The organism is Bacillus sp. FJAT-28004, from assembly GCF_001280845.1.
GTDB lineage: Bacteria > Bacillota > Bacilli > Paenibacillales > Paenibacillaceae > Pristimantibacillus.
Window position 1 is genome coordinate 4,070,065 of the sequence record NZ_LGHP01000001.1, and the last position, 19,981, is coordinate 4,090,045.

At 45.6% G+C, this 19,981-nt stretch carries 12 protein-coding genes; all 12 read left to right on the top strand.

Translation table 11 applies throughout. From position 1 onward, the window contains the following. Positions 1–207: 207 nt before the first annotated feature. The 12 genes from AC787_RS17790 to AC787_RS17845 all read left to right on the top strand — a co-directional run bounded on the left by AC787_RS17790 (position 208) and on the right by AC787_RS17845 (position 19,949). Entirely contained in the window at positions 208–1,095 is an 888-nt protein-coding gene (locus AC787_RS17790; RefSeq protein ID WP_414730988.1) for an ABC transporter permease, read from the top strand. Continuing rightward, complete coding sequence (locus AC787_RS17795) at positions 1,095–1,976, top strand: carbohydrate ABC transporter permease (RefSeq protein WP_054026005.1); 882 nt, start codon at positions 1,095–1,097, stop codon at positions 1,974–1,976. Before AC787_RS17790 ends, AC787_RS17795 begins: the two co-directional genes overlap by 1 nt. Before the next feature lie 54 nt (positions 1,977–2,030). Next, positions 2,031–3,545: an extracellular solute-binding protein gene (locus tag AC787_RS17800; RefSeq protein ID WP_054026006.1), complete on the top strand. Its 1,515-nt coding sequence runs from the start codon at positions 2,031–2,033 to the stop codon at positions 3,543–3,545. A gap of 84 nt (positions 3,546–3,629) precedes the next feature. Next, complete coding sequence (locus AC787_RS17805) at positions 3,630–5,303, top strand: DUF4091 domain-containing protein (RefSeq protein ID WP_054026007.1); 1,674 nt, start codon at positions 3,630–3,632, stop codon at positions 5,301–5,303. Between the two features lie 45 nt (positions 5,304–5,348). After that, the gene (locus AC787_RS17810; protein ID WP_054026008.1) at positions 5,349–7,112 is read left to right on the top strand and encodes a glycoside hydrolase family 35 protein; all 1,764 of its coding nucleotides are present in this window, start codon (positions 5,349–5,351) and stop codon (positions 7,110–7,112) included. Positions 7,113–7,168: 56 nt separating this feature from the next. Further along, positions 7,169–12,421: a polysaccharide lyase family 8 super-sandwich domain-containing protein gene (locus AC787_RS33325; RefSeq protein ID WP_082360819.1), complete on the top strand. Its 5,253-nt coding sequence runs from the start codon at positions 7,169–7,171 to the stop codon at positions 12,419–12,421. An 18-nt stretch (positions 12,422–12,439) separates the two neighbouring features. Next, positions 12,440–13,558: a glycoside hydrolase family 88 protein gene (locus tag AC787_RS17820; RefSeq protein WP_054026009.1), complete on the top strand. Its 1,119-nt coding sequence runs from the start codon at positions 12,440–12,442 to the stop codon at positions 13,556–13,558. 50 nt (positions 13,559–13,608) lie between these two features. Then, entirely contained in the window at positions 13,609–14,466 is an 858-nt protein-coding gene (locus AC787_RS17825) for an SMR family transporter (protein ID WP_054026010.1), read from the top strand. A 46-nt stretch (positions 14,467–14,512) separates the two neighbouring features. After that, positions 14,513–16,027, top strand: a complete 1,515-nt coding sequence (locus AC787_RS17830) for a CehA/McbA family metallohydrolase (protein ID WP_054026011.1) — start codon at positions 14,513–14,515, stop codon at positions 16,025–16,027. A 261-nt stretch (positions 16,028–16,288) separates the two neighbouring features. Then, the gene (locus tag AC787_RS17835; protein ID WP_054026012.1) at positions 16,289–18,481 is read left to right on the top strand and encodes an ABC transporter ATP-binding protein; all 2,193 of its coding nucleotides are present in this window, start codon (positions 16,289–16,291) and stop codon (positions 18,479–18,481) included. After that, complete coding sequence (locus AC787_RS17840; protein ID WP_054026013.1) at positions 18,478–19,011, top strand: DUF1854 domain-containing protein; 534 nt, start codon at positions 18,478–18,480, stop codon at positions 19,009–19,011. The genes AC787_RS17835 and AC787_RS17840 overlap by 4 nt, the downstream gene beginning before the upstream one ends. A 425-nt stretch (positions 19,012–19,436) precedes the next feature. Beyond that, positions 19,437–19,949 (top strand): TlpA family protein disulfide reductase, encoded by a 513-nt coding sequence (locus AC787_RS17845; RefSeq protein WP_054026014.1) that lies wholly within the window; start codon positions 19,437–19,439, stop codon positions 19,947–19,949. Positions 19,950–19,981: the final 32 nt, after the last annotated feature.

A 19,981-nucleotide genomic window follows, 5' to 3' on the forward strand; every position in this document is an offset into this window, starting at 1 on the left:
ATAAGAATTGGTCATTGCCCGGGGGGAGCCTCGGCTTGTAAGATGCAGACATGAAACATTATAAGCAGCCAAGTTTAAACAAAATTGTTGGAGGTGGTGAAACCCTTGCCGCAATCTAATCCTGAATTAGCGAACGCAAGTTTATCACAGGCACATGGACCCGAATGGCCAAAAACGAGAGACTCGAAGTGGGCTCGATTTAAAGTCATATTAGGCCGAGAAAAATATTTGTACTTATTAGCACTTCCAGGTATTCTCTTCTTTTTTATCTTCAAATACTTGCCCATATGGGGGCTAGCATTAGCATTTAAAAACTATTCTCCATATTTAGGCTTCTGGCAAAGTGAATGGGTCGGATTCAAATATTTTAATGAGTTTTTCTCGAATCCAGACTTCTTACTCTTATTTAGAAATACGATGGCAATTAGTTTGCTAAACATCGTCTTTTTCTTCCCGATTCCGATCGTTCTCGCTATTCTCATTAACGAGGTTCGCAATAGGGCATTTAAGAAGACGATTCAAACGATCATTTATTTACCACACTTTTTGTCCTGGGTTATTATTGCAGGTATTTGCTTTATAATTCTCGGACAAAGCGATGGTATTATTAACAAGATTATTGTCGAATTAGGCGGCAAGCCGATCAGTTTCTTGACAGAGCCGAATTACTTCTGGGGTTTGTTGACGGCACAGAGCATTTGGAAAGAAGCAGGCTGGGGCACAATTATATTCTTGGCTGCCATTGCAGGCATTAATCAAGATTTGTATGAGGCGGCGCAAATTGATGGTGCAAACCGTTGGAAGCAAATCCTTAATGTTACGCTGCCATGCATCAAGAGCACGATTATCGTTTTGCTCATTCTGAGACTTGGTCAAGTGATGGAGGTAGGGTTCGAGCAAATCTATCTGATGATGAGTTCTCCGGTCTCTCATGTGGCTGATGTATTTGATACCTATGTGTATCGAACAGGAATACAAAATGGTCGTTTCAGTTATGCGACGGTTGTGGGTATATTTAAGTCGGTTGTCGGTCTTATCCTAGTTGTAACAGCCAATCGTTTAGCAAAAAAATTCGGTGAGGAGGGTCTTTACTAATGCATAAGTCCCTCGGTTATAAAGTGACAAACGGCATCATCTATACGGTACTTGGTCTAATTGGACTCGTAACGCTGCTGCCTTTCCTGTATGTCATTGTTGTCTCTTTTACAGATCCTTCGGAGTATTTGAGAAAGTCGTTAATCATTATTCCAGAAAAGTGGAGCCTTTCCTCCTATAAGTACATTTTATCGACCCCGATGTTTGTACGCTCATTAGGTGTCAGCGGCTTCTTGGCTGTTGTTGGCTCGGCAATCGGTATTATTGTTACAAGCGCTTTGGCCTATGCCTTGTCGCGGAGACGATTTTTCGGTAAAAAGTTTTTTCTCGTTGCGATTCTAATGACGATGCTGTTCAACCCAGGTATGATCCCTAACTTCCTGTTAGTTGAGAGCTTAGGGCTTATCGATACGGTATGGTCGTTAATACTACCTGCTATTACAAGCGCATGGTACGTATTCTTGATGAGAAACTTCTATCAGGAATTGCCGGAGGAGCTGGAAGAAGCAGCGAAGATTGATGGATGTAATGATATTGGAGTATTCTTTAGAATTATGTTTCCGATCTCGATGCCAGCAGTCGCTGCGTTCGGACTATTCTTTGCAGTAGGTTTCTGGAATACGTACTTCAACGGCGTACTGTACATCAACTCGGATGAACTTCGTCCGATGCAGGTTGTGCTGCAGATGATGCTGATTCAGGCTTCAACCAATATAGCAGATCCATCCGTAGCTGCAATGCTGCAGAGTGAGCAGATGCTCCCTCCAGAGACGATCAAGATGGCAGCGGTAGTCGTCGCGTCTCTGCCTATCATTATGGTGTATCCGTTCTTGCAGAAGTATTTTGTTAAAGGTATGCTGGTTGGTTCCGTAAAGGGTTAACGGACAAACGACCATTATATAGGTATTAACTACAGAAAAGGGAGGGTTTTAAAAATGAATAAAAGAAGTTGGGGTATGACTCTATTGGGGCTAGTTCTTACTACAAGCATCATTGGCTGTTCGAATGGTGACCAAGCTAATTCTGCGGGCAATAAAGAGGGTCAGCAAAAGCCGGTTGAGATTAAAATCGGCACGATGACTTATGGTGAATCTCCTAGCAGTGATCTCGAAAGTGTTCAGCAGCTCAATGAAAAATTAAATGTAAAGCTGAGTATCGATTTCTATCCGATTAATAGCTATAAAGAAAAGCTGAATGCCTTGCTTGCTTCCAAGAGCTTGCCAGATGTCATTCTCATCGAGGATATCAATGATCCTGCATTCTCAACAGCGATAGAGCAGGGTGCATTCTGGGATTTGACTCCTTTCTTACAAGATTATCCGAACCTAGCAGGTTATCCGGAGAATGCAATTGAGAACATCAAGTTCAAAGGGAAATCCTACGGTATTCCGCGTGTTCGTCCGCTAGATGGTCATGAATCCTTAATTATTCGTCAAGATTGGCTTGATAAAGTGGGATTGAAAGCACCAACGACGATGGATGAGCTCTACAAAGTGTTAGAAGCTTTTACAAAAAATGATCCGGACGGCAACAGTAAAAACGATACTTATGGTATGGTGCAAGCGAGTGTCAGCCCTTATATGATGACGATGTTTGGCGCAGGTACAGCGTGGAAGGAAACAGCTGAAGGCGGTCTTGAGCCATACTGGTTGACAACTGAAGCGAGAGAAGCGCTTGAATTCTGGAGCAAGGCTTACGGCGATGGACTTATTACGCCAGATTTGCCAGTGATGAAGCCAAGCCAAGTGAAAGAAATGATGATTCAAGGCAAAGCGGGCATCTCCTTTGGCAATATTAACGAAGCGTTTATTTTTGGACAAGAACTGCAAAAGATTAAGCCTGAAGCTGAGCTGAAGGCGTATGAAATTCCAGCTGCCAAAGACGGCAAAAAATACAACGAGCAAGCGTATGGCTACTATGGATTGTTCTTAGTTAGCAAATCGGTTAGCGAAGACAAGCTGAAGAAAATCCTAGAGGTTTATAACGATACGGCAACGGAAGAAGGCTACAATCTCATCACCTATGGTATTAAAGACAAAGATTATACCGTATCTGAAGATGGATCGATCGTTCAAACGGATGAAGGCAAGCAAAAAGCTTACGGTACAGCGACTACTGCACAATGGATTTCCGGTTACTTTAACAAATACCAACGCGCAGAAGGACCTGGTATGCCAGCAGACGTAAGAGATTACAACCGTCAGCTAGTCGATACCATCTCCGCATCTTCTATTAAGAACCCTGCGGCAGGATTGCCAACTACTGAAGTATGGATGGAAAAAGGCGGCGACTGGCAGAAGAAGTTTGTTGATATGTACACAAACGTTGTCATCCGCAAAGCAAGCTTGGAGGACTGGGACAAATTTATTAACGGACTAAAAGCAGACGCCAGCTTCCAGCAGCATCTCAAAGAAACTAGTGATTCTTACAAAGCGTTAGCAAGCAAGTAAGTGAATAAGCCCGGTAAGTTCGAATAGGTCAGTCGAGTTTACCGGGCTTATCTTTTCTATTAGATCATGTAGGGGGAAAATGAAGTGGAAAAGTTAAATGGAGCTCTGCAGCTGGAAACGAGATGTATCAGTTCATTAATCAAAGTATTTGCCGATGAAGAACTGCATATACCTGCGGTGACTAGAGGCTCGGCACTGCTTGGTGAATCCTATTCGTTCCAGGTTGCATATCGGGCAAATGTACTTATGCGGCAGTTGCAGGTTTGGGTGGAATCTGAGCTTGAGCAAGCGTTGACCGTGCGAACCGTAGAGCTAGTACCTGCCAATATGGTCAGCTATCACGATGCAGATGATCAAGTGCTGAGAAGCACACCCGGCTTGTATCCAGATGCGTTAATCCCGTTTGATGCAAACCGCGGTATAACCGGTTATCCAAATCAATGGCGCTCTCTATGGATCACCATCGAGGTGCCGATTGATGCTAAGGCAGGTTTATTTGATATTCGTATTTATATCGTCAATGATAGCGGCGACCAAGTAGGTGAGGAAACATTTACGCTGGAAGTCATTGCGGCAGCACTGCCGGAGCAGTCACTTATCCATACGGAATGGTTCCATGCAGATTGCTTGGCTACCTACTATAAGACGGAAGTATTTAGCGAGTACCATTGGCAGTTGATGGAGCAATACATCCAAACCGCTGTGAAACATGGAATGAATATGATTTTGACCCCTTTGTTTACACCTCCGTTAGACACGGAAATCGGGGGAGACCGACCTACCGTACAGCTCGTTCAAATTGAACGCGTTGGGGACAATTACAAATTTACTTTTGAGAGATTAAAGCGCTGGATAGAGCTGTGTAACCGCAGTGGAATGAAATATTTTGAGTTTTCCCATCTATTCACACAGTGGGGTGCCAAGCACGCACCAAAAGTTATGGCTACAGTTGAGGGTCAGGTGAAGCAGCTATTTGGTTGGGATACGGATTCCAAAGATCCGGAGTATACGGAGTTCCTTACATTGTTTTTGCACGAGTTAATTTCATTTATAAAGGAGAACGGTTTAGAAAAGCGAGTTTATTTTCATCTGTCGGATGAGCCAAACCTTGAGGACATGGAAACCTATCGTGCAGCGAGTGAGGTTATTGGACCGATTTTGGAAGGATTTCCAATCATTGACGCACTCTCTGAGTATGAATTTTATGGAAGTGGTCTGATTAAGCATCCAATTCCCGCCAGCAATGCGATCCAGCCATTTCTTGAACACGGCGTAGAGGGGCTATGGGCGTATTATTGCTGTGCCCAATATAAGCTCGTGTCTAATCGCTTTCTCCATATGCCGTCATCGCGAAATCGTGTACTAGGAATGCAATTGTACAAGCTGAAGCTTACAGGTTTCTTGCATTGGGGCTACAACTTCTGGTATGCGCAGTTCTCAAAGTATCCGATTAATCCGTTCCAAGTGACGGATGCAGGAGGCGGTTTCCCAGCGGGCGACGCATTTCTCGTATATCCAGGTGCTGACGGACCAATTGAGTCGATCAGGCTGGAGGTGCTTACGGAAGCGCTGCAGGATCTTCGCGCACTTGAGCTTCTGGAGCGGAGCACCTCACGAGAAGCGGTCATTGCCTTACTGGAAGATGGCTTAGAGCAAGAACTATCCTTTGAAGCATACCCGCGAGAGACGGAATGGTATATCCGCAAGCGTGAGGAAATTAACCGTCTAATTGGCGAGCATGCAAAATCAAAACAGTAATGGAAAGTAGAATACATCTAGTTCATGAGCAGAGGAGTAATTGACATGGCATCATTCACAATGAAAGGTAATCAATTTCTTTATGAGGGTAAACCCTTAACGATTTTGTCGGGAGCAATTCACTATTTCCGTGTTATTCCTGAGTATTGGAAGGATCGATTGCTTAAGCTGAAGGCTTGCGGTTTTAATACGGTTGAAACGTATGTTGCTTGGAATATGCACGAGCCGGAGGAAGGTAAGTTCTGTTTCACGGGAATGGCGGATATTGTGGCGTTTATCGAGATCGCAGCAGAGCTAGAATTGCATGTGATTGTACGTCCTAGTCCTTACATTTGTGCGGAGTGGGAGTTCGGTGGAATGCCAGCTTGGCTGCTTGCCGAGGATGGAATGCGCTTGCGCTGTTATGACGAGTTATTTTTGTCAAAAGTGGATGCTTATTATGATGTGCTGCTGCCGATGTTGAAGCCTTTGCTATGTACGAATGGCGGTCCGATCATTGCGATGCAAATTGAGAATGAGTACGGCAGCTACGGAAATGACCTGAAATATCTTGAACATATAAAGGAAAGCATGATTTCGCGCGGGATGGACGTTATGCTGTTCACCTCAGATGGTCCAGAAGATTTTATGCTGCAGGGCGGGATGATTCCAGGTGTTTTTGAAACCGTAAACTTTGGTTCGAGAACAGAAGAGGCTTTTAATAGCTTAAAGCAAGTACAGCCTGACAAGCCGCTCATGTGCATGGAGTATTGGAACGGTTGGTTCGATCATTGGAACAAGCCGCATCATACGCGGGATGCAAAGGAAGCCGTACAAGTATTTGAGGATATGCTGAATGCTGGCGGATCGGTTAACTTCTATATGTTCCATGGCGGAACGAACTTCGGATTCTATAATGGAGCCAACAACCATGGGAAATACGAGCCTACGGTAACGAGCTACGACTATGATAGTCCAGTGACAGAGTGGGGGGATATTACGGAAAAGTACCTCCTGTTAAGGGAGCTTATCGCAAAACATTTTGGCACGGCGTTAATGCCGCTTCCGGAGCCTGTTCGCAAAATGGGATATGGCAATGTTCAGATGAAGCCGGTTGCACCGCTGTTTGACCTGCTTCCGCTGCTGTCGACACCTGTGCAGCGTACTTGCCCTGAGCCAATGGAGAAGCTCGGACAGGATTATGGATTTATTTTATATACGACCAAGGTTTCTGGCCCTAGGCAAAACTGTTCACTGGTCTTGCAGGAAGTTCATGATCGCGCACTCGTATTCTTGGATGGAGAGTATAGGGGAGTTATTGAGCGCTCTGATCCGCAGCCAATCGAGTTTGATGTGCCAGAGGGCGGGGCTGAGCTTCGTATTCTAGTTGAGAATATGGGTAGAACCAACTACGGACCGTATTTACGAGATTACAAGGGGATTACTGAGGGTGCGAGACTGGGCTTCCAATTCCTATTTGATTGGACGATTCATCCGCTGCCGCTTAATGATATTGCTCTTCTTAAAAAAGCATCTGGTGCTGGAGAGCGGGTGCAAGAGATAGGCAGTCCAACATTCTACCAAGGCTCCTTCAACATTGAGCAGGAGTCAGATATTGCAGATACCTTCCTGGCACTTGAGGGCTGGACAAAGGGAATTGTTTTTGTAAATGGCTTCAACCTCGGACGTTACTGGGAGGCAGGTCCGCAGAAGACGCTTTATGTTCCGGGTCCGCTGCTTCGTACTGGTGAAAATGAGATTGTAGTATTCGAGCTGCATGGGGCGAAAGAGCTGCAAGTGACGCTTCAAGATACACCTGATTTGGGGTAGTGCTAAGTAATATAAGGTAATACCATCATGAACTGGAGATAGGAGAGGTTTCATTCATGAATATCAGGAAGAGGTCTATTTCAATTGTAGTGGTATGCTGTATGGCATTTCAGCTTGTATTTGCCGGGCTGCCTGTTTTTGGCGGACAAGCTGATGCAAGTGCGAATACGATGGTTAATTTGATTACTAATGGCGGCTTTGAAGAAGGCGGCTTAATTCCGGATAAAGGTTGGCAGGATGGAGGAAGACCGGCGGGTTGGGGCGTATGGCGCGCAATGGAAGGCAATCAGAACGTATCCGTTACGGAGGCCGTATATCACACAGGAACACGATCTATACAAGTTAAACACGATAAGCTTGCTAGAACAGATATCGTTCCAGATCCGCTTGTGCCTATTACCCCAGGGCAAACCTATAAGCTGCAAGCTTGGCTGAAGACGGATCAAGTACTGCCTGAAAATGTGAGTAAAGGCGTATATATTCGTACACAGTATTGCGGTGCTGATGGGAAAAAGATTGAAGACGGTCCGTATCTTCCTTATGTAAAGGGAACAACAAACTGGACACCTTATGAACTGCTGCTGCAGGTTCCTGATAAAGCCCAAATTGCTAGTTTTAAAGTTGAAATATTTTTTGAGACGGGTACAGGTACGCTTTGGATTGACGACGTAACCCTCTCTCCGTTTAAAGATATTACGTCCATCGAGCTTAATCCGAAAAATGTGAACATGGATAAGGAGAAAAAGGTACAGCTGATTCCTACCGTGACACCTGCTAATGCACCGATTGATGACCTGATTTGGAGTTCATCCAATACGTTGGTAGCAACGGTTCAAAACGGAGAAGTAACTGCTCATGATTACGGTACTGCGGTTATTACCGCTACGACGAGTGATCGTAAAGTTTCCGCACAAAGCTTCGTAACGGTAGAATCAGAAGCGCAGAAGAAAGCATATGAAACGCTTCGTAAAAAATGGGCGACAAAGCTGGTAGGCGGGGAAGGGATTGATATGAACGATCCTGAGCTCGCGGCAAATGTTGAAGCGTTAGTGAACCGTATGACGAATACAGAAGGTACAGGAAGATGGGACACGCTGAATAAGGCTGCCGATCCGGATACATTATGGGAAGGTGTCATTAGCAAAACTCAAAATGATTCTTGGCGCATCTCCTGGGCATATGGAATTATTCGAGATCTCTCGTTGACTTATTCGATGAAAGGCTCCTCCCTCTATCAAAATGAAGATCTAAAGAACGATATCATTCATGCGATGGAATGGATGTTGAAGTATCAGTACAATTCCAGCAAGAAGATTACTGGGAACTGGTGGGATTGGGAGATTGGGACACCGCAGGAGATTATGAACATCCTGTCGTTAATGTATGATGCAATGCCACAAGAATTGATTGGAAAATATATTGAAGCTGTCGATAAGTTCGTACCAGATCCGAAGAAACGTGTAGCGAACTCAGCAACAATCGAGACAGGAGCGAACCTGCTCGATAAAGCACTCGTTGTGACGCTGCGGGGTATTGTTGGTCAACATGCAGCTAAAGTCATGCAGGGACGTGATTCGATTGCGGATGAGTTCTTGTATGTGAAGAAGGGGGATGGACTTTATGAAGATGGTTCCCTCGTTCAACACACGAGCATAGCTTACACCGGCGGCTACGGTGCTGTATTGCTTGGACGTATGGCTGATCTATTTTATATTTTTGCGGATTCAGAGTGGGCCATTACAGACTCGAATGCTAACCATGTTTATAGCTGGGTAAAGGATTCTTTTGAGCCGCTTCTATATAAAGGTGCCATTCTAGACTCGGTTAAAGGTCGTAGCATTTCTCGTGCTGCCGACTCTGATCATATTACAGGGCGCTCCATTATAATGACACTGCTGCGTCTGGCGCAGTCCGCTCCACCTGCAATTGCGGAGCAGACAAAAAGCATGGTGAAGGAATGGGTACTGTCTGACACTACTTTTGAACATTATTACAAGGGATTGCCATTATATGAACTTCATTTATTGAAGCAATTAATGCAGGATGACAGCGTTGCTCCTCGTGGAGAGCTGGTTCATACGCAAATGTTTGCGGGTATGGATCGGGCTGTTCAGCTTCGTCCAGACTTCGGTCTTTCTATCAGCATGTTCTCTGATCGCATTGCAGCATTTGAATATGGCAATGGTGAGAATAAAAAAGGCTGGTACACAGGAATCGGAATGACGAATGTATACAATAGCGACTTGAAGCAGTTTAGTGACCATTATTGGCCAACCATTGATAGCTACAGGTTGCCAGGAACAACGACAGACCATTCCTATAAAGACCCTGCAGAATGGGCCAACTATATGAACGGCAAGGATTGGGTGGGCGGCTCAGTAATTGATGATTACTATGGAGCCGTGGGTATGGAGTTCTCGCTTGCAGGCAGTACAGGAAGTTCTTTGCAAGGAAAAAAATCATGGTTCTTGTTCGATGATGAAATGGTTGCAGTAGGTTCTAATATTGCCAACAACACGGCGAACATGACAGAAACGATCGTTGAGAATCGTCAGCTAACACAAGCGGGAGCCAATAAGCTTATTGTTAACGGTCATGAAATGCCAACAGATTTAGGCTGGCAGGAACAAATGACGGATGTGAAATGGGCTCATATGGAGGGCAATGCAGCCGGTTCTGATATCGGCTACGTATTCCCTTCCGGAGAAAAAGTGACGGGTAAACGTGAAGCTCGCGAGGGAGCTTGGAGCGAAATTAATAAGGGCGGTCCAACGGATGTAGTGAAGCGCAATTACTTAAGCCTTGCCATCGAGCATGGCAAATTACCGACCGCAGGCGCTTATGAATATGTGCTACTTCCAGGCAAAACGCCGGAGCAAACAGCTGCATATGAAGCGAGTCCAGATATTCAAGTACTGGCTAAGACGGAGCGGGTTCATGCTGTAAAAGAAACGAAGCAGCAGGTTACAGGTTTGAATTTCTGGGAAGCTTCTGCTTTTCAATATGTGAAGACCGATAAGCCAATTTCCATGATGATTAAGGAGAAGGGCAACGAGCTTACCATCGCGATTGCTGAGCCTACACAGAAACAAGCTATGGTAACGGTTGATCTTGGTAAAATTGGATTACACATCGTTGCACAAGACCCGAGCATTCAGGTCGTGCAAACTTTCCCGTATACTCGCTTGGCAATCAATACGCAAGGAGCAGCAGGAAAGGTCCATACGATTACGTTGAAGGTTGATCCAAGCCAAACGATCGACATGGAAGGCATGCAGCCAGAAGAAGGTAAAACCTTTAAGATTCCAGTGATCGAGGATACCTTCGTTCGTAGTGGGGCGAATCATATAAATGTGAATAATGGCACCAAAGATTATGTTGAAGTTCGTGAATATGGTGAGGGATATACACAACGATCTTTCATGAAGTTTGACCTTAGCAGCCTTGCCGGCGATATTGAGTCTGTAAAGCTGAAAGTCTACGGAAAAATAAATGATGGCGATGCCAAATACGATGCCAACTTAATCGGTGTTCACCACGTTGAAGATGATTCTTGGAAAGAGACCGAGATGGTGTGGGGCCATCAACCAGCCTATGGAAATGCAATCTCAACGATTAGTTTCCAAAAAGTTGACAAGTGGCGTGAATACGAGCTGACGGATACCGTTAAAGCGGAGCTGCTGCATGATCAACGATTAAGTGTTGCATTGATTGAGCAGCCAGGCGTGAAAGGCTTGAATACACAGATCAAGAGTAAAGAGAACGCTGCGTTAGCGCCATATTTAGAAGTGACGACTAAGGCATCTGAGGGTGCAAAGGTGACGGAAGTCATCGTAACACCATCTGCAGCAACGATAAAACAAGGCGAGCAGGTAAAGCTTGAAGCGACTGCGAAGCCAGATCATGCAAAAAACAAACAAGTCGTTTGGACAATGAGTAATGAGCATCGTGCACTCGCAACGCTGCAAGTCATTAATGGACAAGCCGTTGTAACAGGCGTGCTGCCTGGCAAGGTGGAGGTTATTGCAGCTTCTGTCGATGGAGGTTCTCAAGCGACTGTTACAATCGTGATAGAGGGCGAGGAAGTGAAGCCAGATCCAACACCGACTCCAATCCCAACGCCAAGCCCGACACCTGGACAATCAGGCTCGAATGGGTCGAAGATGAAAGATCAGGTTCAAGGCATGCTTGGCGGGCAGTTGAAAATAGACAGTACAGACGAGCAATTAGCGGCTGGGCAAATTTTAATATCGATCTCAAATGGAGCTAAAAGTGTTCAGCTCTCTTCCGCTGCAATAACGAAGCTAGTGGAATGGAACAGCGAAGCTAAGCTGATTTTGAGCGGGAAGAATGTGTCTATTACGCTTCCACTGAAGCAAATAGCTAATCTTGAAGCGGCAAATGGCGTGCGAATCGGAATGGAGCCTATTGCTGAAGCGATGGTAACGACGATTGCAAATCATGTAAAAGGACTGGGCGCTTCACTAGTTACTATTGCAAATCAAGTTGTAATGGAGTCGGGCACCTTGCAGCCGATGTACGGCAGCTTGATTGAAGCTAGAAAGCTTGAAATGAAATGGATGATAGAAACGAAAGCAAATCCGGAACATTTGGCTGGGATGCGTTATGACGAGGATCGCAAAGCGCTTGTTCCTGTTCCAATGAAACTGAAAGCGGTTGGCAGTGGTGTAGAAGCAACCTTTGGCGGAATGCCAGGCGAAACCTACCTGTTGGTTGAAGCAAACAAGACGTTTACGGATCTTGAGAAGCATTGGGTGAAGAACGACGCGCAATACTTGGCATCCAAGTTCATTATGCAAGGAAGAAATACAGATTCCTTCGTACCTCAGGCGAATATTACTCGCGCGGAGATGGCTGCTTTAATCGTTCGCATGTTGGATCTTGGTTTGAAAGGCTCAGAACTAACGTACACAGATGCAAGCGGCATGCAGGGCAAGTGGTACGAGAATGACATCATACGAGTGCATGAAGCTGGAATCATGACCGGTTATGCAGATGGTTCGTTCAAGCCAGAGCAAACCATAACGCGACAAGAAATGGCGGTAATGATTGCTCGCGTTATGAGTAAGATTCAACCAGACTGGATGTCAGGGACTGAAGCCTCCCAAGTGGATATTTTCGCGGATTCCAAAGACATTGCCGCTTGGAGCGTAAAGGAAGTTGCAGCAGCGGTGGAGAGAGGGCTGCTGCAAGGGGATAAGCAACAAAGATTTGCCCCTGCTGCAGTAGCGACTCGAGCGGAGGCAGCCGCTGTCGTGAAGAGAATACTGGATCAGATTAATCGGTAGTTGAAAGGATTGAAGGACATGTGGAAATTGGCAATTGAAGATGCAATGGGGAAGACGAAAATGAACATCCAGCGTTTTGGGGTTCGCTTCCCGCATGTCAGTGTCGATGGCAAGTATGAACTCAATGATAATGAAGATTGGACAAATGGATTCTGGAGCGGAATGCTGTGGCTATGCTACGAGTATTCCGGTGATGAAACTTACCGTGATGCTGCTCGGCTCACGGTAAAGAGCTTCAAGCATCGAATGGAACAGCATATTGTGCTTGATCATCATGACATTGGATTCTTATATACCTTATCCTCGCAAGCACAGTGGATTTTAGAGCGGGATGAGGAAGCAAGAGAGCTGACTTTACAAGCAGCTGACGTGCTTCTGCGCCGCTTTAGAGAGAATGGGCAATACATTCAGGCTTGGGGATTGCCTGGAGACGAGAAGCATGGCGGGCGCATGATTATTGATTGCCTCTTAAATCTTCCTCTGTTATTCTGGGCTTATAAACAAACGGGTGATGAGCGTTATCATGAGGTTGCCATCAAGCAGGCAGATCAAAGCCGCCGCTATCTTGTGCGCGGTGACGACAGCTCATACCATACCTTCGTGTTTAATGAAGAAACGGGTGAAGCGCTCGGCGGTGCTACACATCAAGGTTATACCAATGGATCGACATGGGCCCGTGGTCAAGCATGGGGTGTTTATGGCTTTGCACTTGCCTATCGTTACACCGGGAATAAGGCATATTTGGACACAGCGAAACGACTGGCAGCATACTTTCTTTCCCAACTGCCAGAGGATCATGTGGCCTACTGGGACTTTGATGTTGAGATCGAAGAAGGTACGTACCGAGACAGCTCTGCTTCTGCGATCGTAGCCGCTGGCTTGCTCGAATTAGTGAGCCATCTGGACGATAAAGACCCAGATCGCGCTGAATTTGAATGGAAGCTGAATCTGTCGATGACCTCGCTCGTTCGTCATTATTCGACGATGGGAGAAGAGGCAGAGGGGTTATTAAAGCATGGCTCTTATTATGTAAGAGGAAATACAGCACCGGATGACTTTATGATCTGGGGAGACTATTTTTACCTTGAGGCACTTCTGCGTATGGAAAAAGGAATAAAAGGTTACTGGTACGAGTAAATGAAGTAAGAGAGCAGGCATTTAGGAAAAAGAAACGCGGTGATTCGACGATGCCAACTATCGCACTCCTACTCGTATTAGCATCTGGCTTTACGCATGCGATATGGAATCTGTTTGCGAAGCGCAGCATGAACAAAGATGTTTTTTTATGGATGATTAATATCCCGTGCTTTCTTCTGCTCACTCCCTACCTGGTTGATTGGTTAGTAAATAATACGCTTCCGTTGAAAGCTTACGGCCTCATACTGCTGTCTATTTTACTGCAGAGCGGATATTTTGTACTGTTATCCAAGGCATATCAGTTCGGTGATATTTCGCAAGTGTATCCGATTATGCGCGGGACGGGAGCGCTGCTGGTTCCTGTCCTAAGCATACTCATGTACAACGAATCCCTTTCTATTTTTGGGTGGGCAGGTTTAATGATTATCATTTATGGCATGATCCGCATCGGCGGCTTTAAGCTGAGTCGTGCACTGCTGCAAGACAAGATGTATGTGCGAGGACTTATGTGCGCTATCGGTGTCGGTTTATGCATAACAGGTTATACCTTGATCGACAAAATTATATTGGAATACATGCCACCGCTCGCATTGCTGGCGCTGTGCAACATTGGCTATATGCTCGTTCTGACACTTCCGGCTCTGCGCTCGAAAGCAATTAAGACGGAGTGGAAGCTCAATAAGATGCCGCTAATTGTTGGTTCTATTTTTTCTCCAGGTTCATATTTGTTATTTCTATTTGCCATGAATTTAGGCCCGTTGTCACATCTGTCTCCGATACGCGAGATCGGTACCGTGTTCGGTACGCTGCTCGGTATTCTAGTTCTGAAAGAGCAGCAGGGGAAAATGCGGATTGTGATGTCGATTGCGATTACCACAGGAATTATTATAATAGGCACTCTTGGATAGATACGGAACTGCACGAATAAACGTGGGATATGGAAGGTGAATAACCATGAATAAAGGACAAATTTCCGTTAAGTTGGAACAGAATAACAGCTATTTTCCGATTACGGTTAAAGAAGAGTACGATTGGCTTGCGATTCGCTTTACATATGAGAAGGAAAACTCGTGGGGACGACTGCATCTGTTTAATGCGGAGAACACTATTCGTTTCTGCTTCCTCGACGGTGGAAACGAGCGGCTGATCGTCGTTCATAGGCAGGTGGAATTAACGAGTCCAATAGCAATGCCAGGCCCGATCGTGCCTGGCACGTGGATGCTTGAGGTTTCAAACGAAGAGGGCAGAATGTTTGAAGCAGAATGGGAGCTTGGCTGCGGTGCATTGCCAGAGGAGTATGTATCAACACAGCTTCAGGGCGAGCGCGAGTATTGGAGCAGCGGCAATCGGAATGCTGGAGTCACGGTGGACAGCTACGACTGGGCGAAGGTGTGGAAGACGGGAAGCCGTTATTACAAAGGGGATTTCCATACGCATACCGTGTTGTCCGATGGCAAAATGACGCAGCTTATGAATCGTGAGCAGGCGGTAAAGCAGGGACTGGATTTCTTTGTAGCGACGGATCACAACGTGCTGTCTACATCATGGGCCAAAGGGGATGCGCTCGTCCTTCCAGGTGTGGAAATAACGGCTGGCGACGGACACTGGAATGCGCTTGGTCTTCGGAAATGGATCGATTGGAGAGCGACAGCACCAGATGGAGGCTTGACTACGCAACAGGGAATGGACCGATTGATGAAGGAGGCAGCGGAACTAGGGGCTGTCTGCTCTATTAATCACCCAATGCTGGCGCCTTGGGCATGGTTATATGGTGAGACGCAGCTTAAGGGAGTGCATTCCATGGAAATATGGAATGATCCGACCTTTTCCCCAAACACGGTAGCTACCGAGAAGGCATTGCAGCTATGGACGGCAAGCTGGAATGAAGGCTATCGTATTACCGGTATCGGCGGCTCTGACTCGCATATGCTGCCAACAGAAAAATATGAGGATAGTTTAATTCCTTCTTTGATTGGCGATCCTTCCACGTATGTGTGGTGTGATGATTTGAGTGCGGATCATATATTAGAAGGCGTACGGAATGGGCATGTTTATGTATCGCGTGGTCCGGTGCTTGAAACATCGATTCAAGTCGGCAGTGAAGATTACCGCTTTGGCTGTGATTTGTCTGATGCATTCCGTCAGGGGCAAGGTGAAGCAGCATCCCAGGAAGTGAACTGTAAATTAAGCGTAGTGAGTGATGTGAACACTCGTGTGACACTCATTCGAAACGGCATTACTGAATCGGTGAAGGAAGTTTCCGCGGCGGCGGCGGGTGAAACGCCAGAGGCGCTGGAGTGGAATATACCTTGGGAAGAAGGCGCGTATAACTGGTATCGCTTTGACATTCGCGATGCAGCGGGAATGCTGCTCGCCTTTACGAACCCATTCTATTATGGTTCTAAGGAGCCGCAGATCACAACTTATAATGAGCTCTTGGCAAGCGCAAATTTGACGCAAGAGAGTTAATCTAGGTTTCCGCATAAGCTAGCAATTATAAAATAGTTAATGTAAAAGCCCGTAATGGCGGTGATTGTCCTAATCATCGTTTTACGGGCTTTTTAGCCTAGCTGTTGTATTTTGTAAACCCACAACCAAAAGAGGTTGTGGGTTTTTACTTGTACTGTAATAAAAATAGCTCGAAAGTAATAAATAGCTATAGTTATTCTGTCATCTTTACCGTTGTAAAAAAATGTGAGTAAATAGGTTGGTAACGAAAGGGGGAAGAATATGTCCGTTATTAATAAGCTTCCTAAGGCGATAGAAGCACAACTTAGAGAAACATCGCTGTTTCATGCTGTATCTGATTTAATGAACGATGGTCAGTTTGGGGAAGAATGGCTAGTACTTACTGAGAAGGAAGTATCGGTTTGGCGTTCGGACGGGGTGTTGGTGACTAAACTTGCGGTTTCGGATATTACCGATGCCCGGGCTGTTGGCGGAGTAGGCGGTGGCTCATTGCTTGCGGATACCAAGAGCGGCCCGATTATCCTTATACGATATACTGCATCACTTACTTCTATTTTTGGATATGCTTCTAAATTAATAGGTGCAGTTGCAAAAGGGGAAGAGAGGCCAACGGCTTCCGAAAAAGAATTCCCAAGAAATTGTCCAAAGTGCCGCAATCCGCTGCCAGACGATTCACAAGCTTGCCCTGTATGTAAAAACAATGGCAAGGTTCTGTTTCGAATGTTAAGTTATGCGAAGCCTTACAAGCTGCAGATGGTTGCAGCGGCTATTATGTTGATCTTTACAACATTGGTAGAGCTTATCCCGCCATTTTTGACCAAAATGATTGTGGATGATGTGCTGACACCGAAGGATATGGGTTCCACGCTTCTATGGATTGTCATCGGCCTTGCAGCGACCTCACTGATGGTCACCCTCATGCAGACCGTACGCGGCATTATTGGTGTGTGGATTGGTTCCAAATTAATGGGCGATCTTAGGCACGATGTCTATAATGCTTTGATGAGGTTGTCGTTATCCTTCTTCGACCGAAGACAGTCCTCGCAATTTATTGGACGGGTAAACAATGATTCGGAGGCGATGCGGCAATTTATGACCGATGGCGTCATTTGGGTGTCGGGTGAATCGCTGCGGGTCATTGCGATCTTCATCATTATGTTCAGCTTTGATTGGAAATTAACGCTGCTTGCGATGCTGCCTATGCCACTTATGATTGTATTGTCCACCGTATTGTGGCCGATGATCGGCAGGCGATGGTATCAGCAGTGGAGGTCTATTTTCAGATTAAATGCATTAGTTGGCGATTCTCTGCAAGGTATTCGTGTTGTCAAAGCATTTGGTCAGGAATCGACGGAGATGTCACGTTATACGGTGGCTAATAAGGAACTCGTTCGGCATAATATTCGAATTGAAGGACTGTGGCAGGGCATGTTTCCCGTCTTCGCTTTAGTTGCTGGAGCGGGTACTCTATTAATTTGGTATTATGGCGGCAGAACAGTGCTTAATGGCAATCTATCCATCGGTACCTTGATCGCTCTAATTACATATCTGGGCATGCTTCTTGGGCCTTTGCAGTGGGTAAGCCAAATGATCAACTGGGCAACTCATGCGATATCAGCAGCGGACCGTGTATTTGAGATTATGGATACACCGTCTGACGTGCCAGATACAGTAAACCCCGCTCAGATCGGACGTGTTAAAGGCGAGGTTGAATTCAAAAAGGTTACTTATGGATACGAAAAGCATCACCCGGTGCTCAAAAGCGTAGACTTAAAGGTAGCGGCAGGCGAGATGATCGGATTAGTCGGCCATTCCGGTGCCGGAAAGTCGACGTTTATTAACATGATCTGCCGATTTTATGATTCGGATGAGGGTACCATTACGATTGATGGAACAAATATCCGCAATATTAGCCAGAATGACCTGCGTAAGCAGATCGGCGTAGTGCTGCAGGAGACGTTTCTGTTTGACGGGACGATTGCGGAGAATATTGCTTATTCGAAACCGGACGCTACGGAGTTAGAAATTATGCGTGCCGCCAAAATCGCAAATGCGCATGATTTTATCGTTCAGCTGCCAGATGGCTACGACACAAGGGTAGGCGAACGTGGACATAAGCTGTCAGGCGGAGAGAAGCAACGGGTATCGATTGCTCGTGCCATTATTCATGATCCGCGCATTCTAATCTTGGACGAAGCAACCGCCTCAGTAGATACGGTGACGGAGCGGCAAATTCAAGAAGCGATTTCGCGTCTGGTTAAAGGCAGAACAACGTTCGCGATTGCCCATCGCTTGTCGACTTTGCGCAATGCAGACCGACTTGTTGTGCTGGATCACGGGAAGATCGTTGAAGTAGGTACGCATGAGGAGCTGCTGGCTACGGAAGGCGCTTATTTCAAGCTAGTTGAGGCGCAAAAGGAAATGTCTAAGATCAAGGGGGTAGAAAATGCATGATTGATTCAAACGACATCCGTGTTGAAAATAACACGAAGGACCCTTTTGAGATCAATATTCTTGAACCAAACACGGTTTCATTTACCCGTAGTCAAGGCGGTGTTTTCCAAGGCGTGGTCGAAGGAAAGGTTTTTGAAGAAATTATTCTTTATCGCATATTTCCTTTTCAATACACGACCCAGTTTATATCTGTCCGAGACTCCAAGGGTGATGAAATCGGTGTTATTCGTGACATTGAGCAGCTGGATGAAGAAAGCAGGTCGGAGATGGATAAAGAGCTGCAGCTGCGCTATTTCCTACCGCTTGTGGCTCGTATTGATTCAATTAAGCAGAAAGCAGACCTATGGATTTGGGAGCTGCAAACCAATCTGGGGCCGACTCGCATCGTGATGCGAAACTTGCATGAGCATATGCAATACCCAAGTGACAATCGGATTATTCTCACCGACATCAACGGCAAAAGATGTGAAGTCCGCGATTGGAAATCGTTGGACAGCCACAGCCGGAGCCAATTGAAGGACGTTTTATAAGAGAATGAGTAAAGTGCTGTCCCTCTTTTTTGAAAAAGAGAGGGCAGCATTTTTTATGAGCTCGTGCTGCTAGTACTGCAAAAAATGCAATAGAAACCTGACATGATCCTCATAATGTGGCGCTGCATTGCAGAAATGCAATAAAAACGCTACAGATATCGGCTAACTAGCTGAAAATAGTGATTTCTGTTGCATAAACTGCAGCCTAGCTGAAAACTTTAGCTTCTACTGAGGATTCTATTGCACAAAGTGCAATGCAGATTCGATTAAGCGAGAAAGTAAAGATATACGAGGATCAAGATACTCAAAGATGGTATTCATTTATTGCATTTCGAATCCATAAACGGTTTTGAATTTGAACAGAACCCATGGTGAATAGAAAAAGCGCTCGTCATCTCAATTGTTAATGGAAGGAACGTGCGTTCATGAACAAAATAATTAAAATAACGACGGGAACGATTATTATTGCGGCGATAGGCTTGATGGTCTATCTTGGATATAGCTATATTAACAAACTCAAAAGCGAATTATCGAGTATCTCGTTGTCGGAGTTAAGTACAGGTGAAGAAGTGGTGGTTGATTTTGCTGCAAAACCAACGGTCTTATCCATATTCACTTCATGGTGTCCTTATTGTAATGAGGATGCTCCCAAAATGGTCGCTTTGCATGAAAAGTATAAGGACAGGATAAATGTATACGGAATAAATGTTACGAATCGTGATGAAATATCAGAGGTACAGAACTATGTGGCGCAGCATCAGATCGAATACCCGGTCCTCCTTGACCAAAAGGGAGACGTATACGAGTACTACGGCGGGGATGGCTTCCCAGCTCTGTGTTTTGTAAATACCGATGGGGAGATTATTGATTATATTATCGGATTACTTAATCAAGGCGAGATTGAAGCATCGTTTAAGAAGCTTCTCGGTGAGTCATGATACGGTACCGGCCTATTAAAGGAGCAGTATAG

What these genes read in the sequence shown, in the direction of transcription:
- AC787_RS17820 (WP_054026009.1), top strand. Translation starts at nt 12,440, where the DNA reads ATGTGGAAATTGGCAATTGAAGATGCAATGGGGAAGACGAAAATGAAC.
- AC787_RS17795 (WP_054026005.1), top strand. Translation starts at nt 1,095, where the DNA reads ATGCATAAGTCCCTCGGTTATAAAGTGACAAACGGCATCATCTATACG.
- AC787_RS17810 (WP_054026008.1), top strand. Translation starts at nt 5,349, where the DNA reads ATGGCATCATTCACAATGAAAGGTAATCAATTTCTTTATGAGGGTAAA.
- AC787_RS17830 (WP_054026011.1), top strand. Translation starts at nt 14,513, where the DNA reads ATGAATAAAGGACAAATTTCCGTTAAGTTGGAACAGAATAACAGCTAT.
- AC787_RS33325 (WP_082360819.1), top strand. Translation starts at nt 7,169, where the DNA reads ATGAATATCAGGAAGAGGTCTATTTCAATTGTAGTGGTATGCTGTATG.
- AC787_RS17800 (WP_054026006.1), top strand. Translation starts at nt 2,031, where the DNA reads ATGAATAAAAGAAGTTGGGGTATGACTCTATTGGGGCTAGTTCTTACT.
- AC787_RS17845 (WP_054026014.1), top strand. Translation starts at nt 19,437, where the DNA reads ATGAACAAAATAATTAAAATAACGACGGGAACGATTATTATTGCGGCG.
- AC787_RS17835 (WP_054026012.1), top strand. Translation starts at nt 16,289, where the DNA reads ATGTCCGTTATTAATAAGCTTCCTAAGGCGATAGAAGCACAACTTAGA.
- AC787_RS17840 (WP_054026013.1), top strand. Translation starts at nt 18,478, where the DNA reads ATGATTGATTCAAACGACATCCGTGTTGAAAATAACACGAAGGACCCT.
- AC787_RS17825 (WP_054026010.1), top strand. Translation starts at nt 13,609, where the DNA reads ATGCCAACTATCGCACTCCTACTCGTATTAGCATCTGGCTTTACGCAT.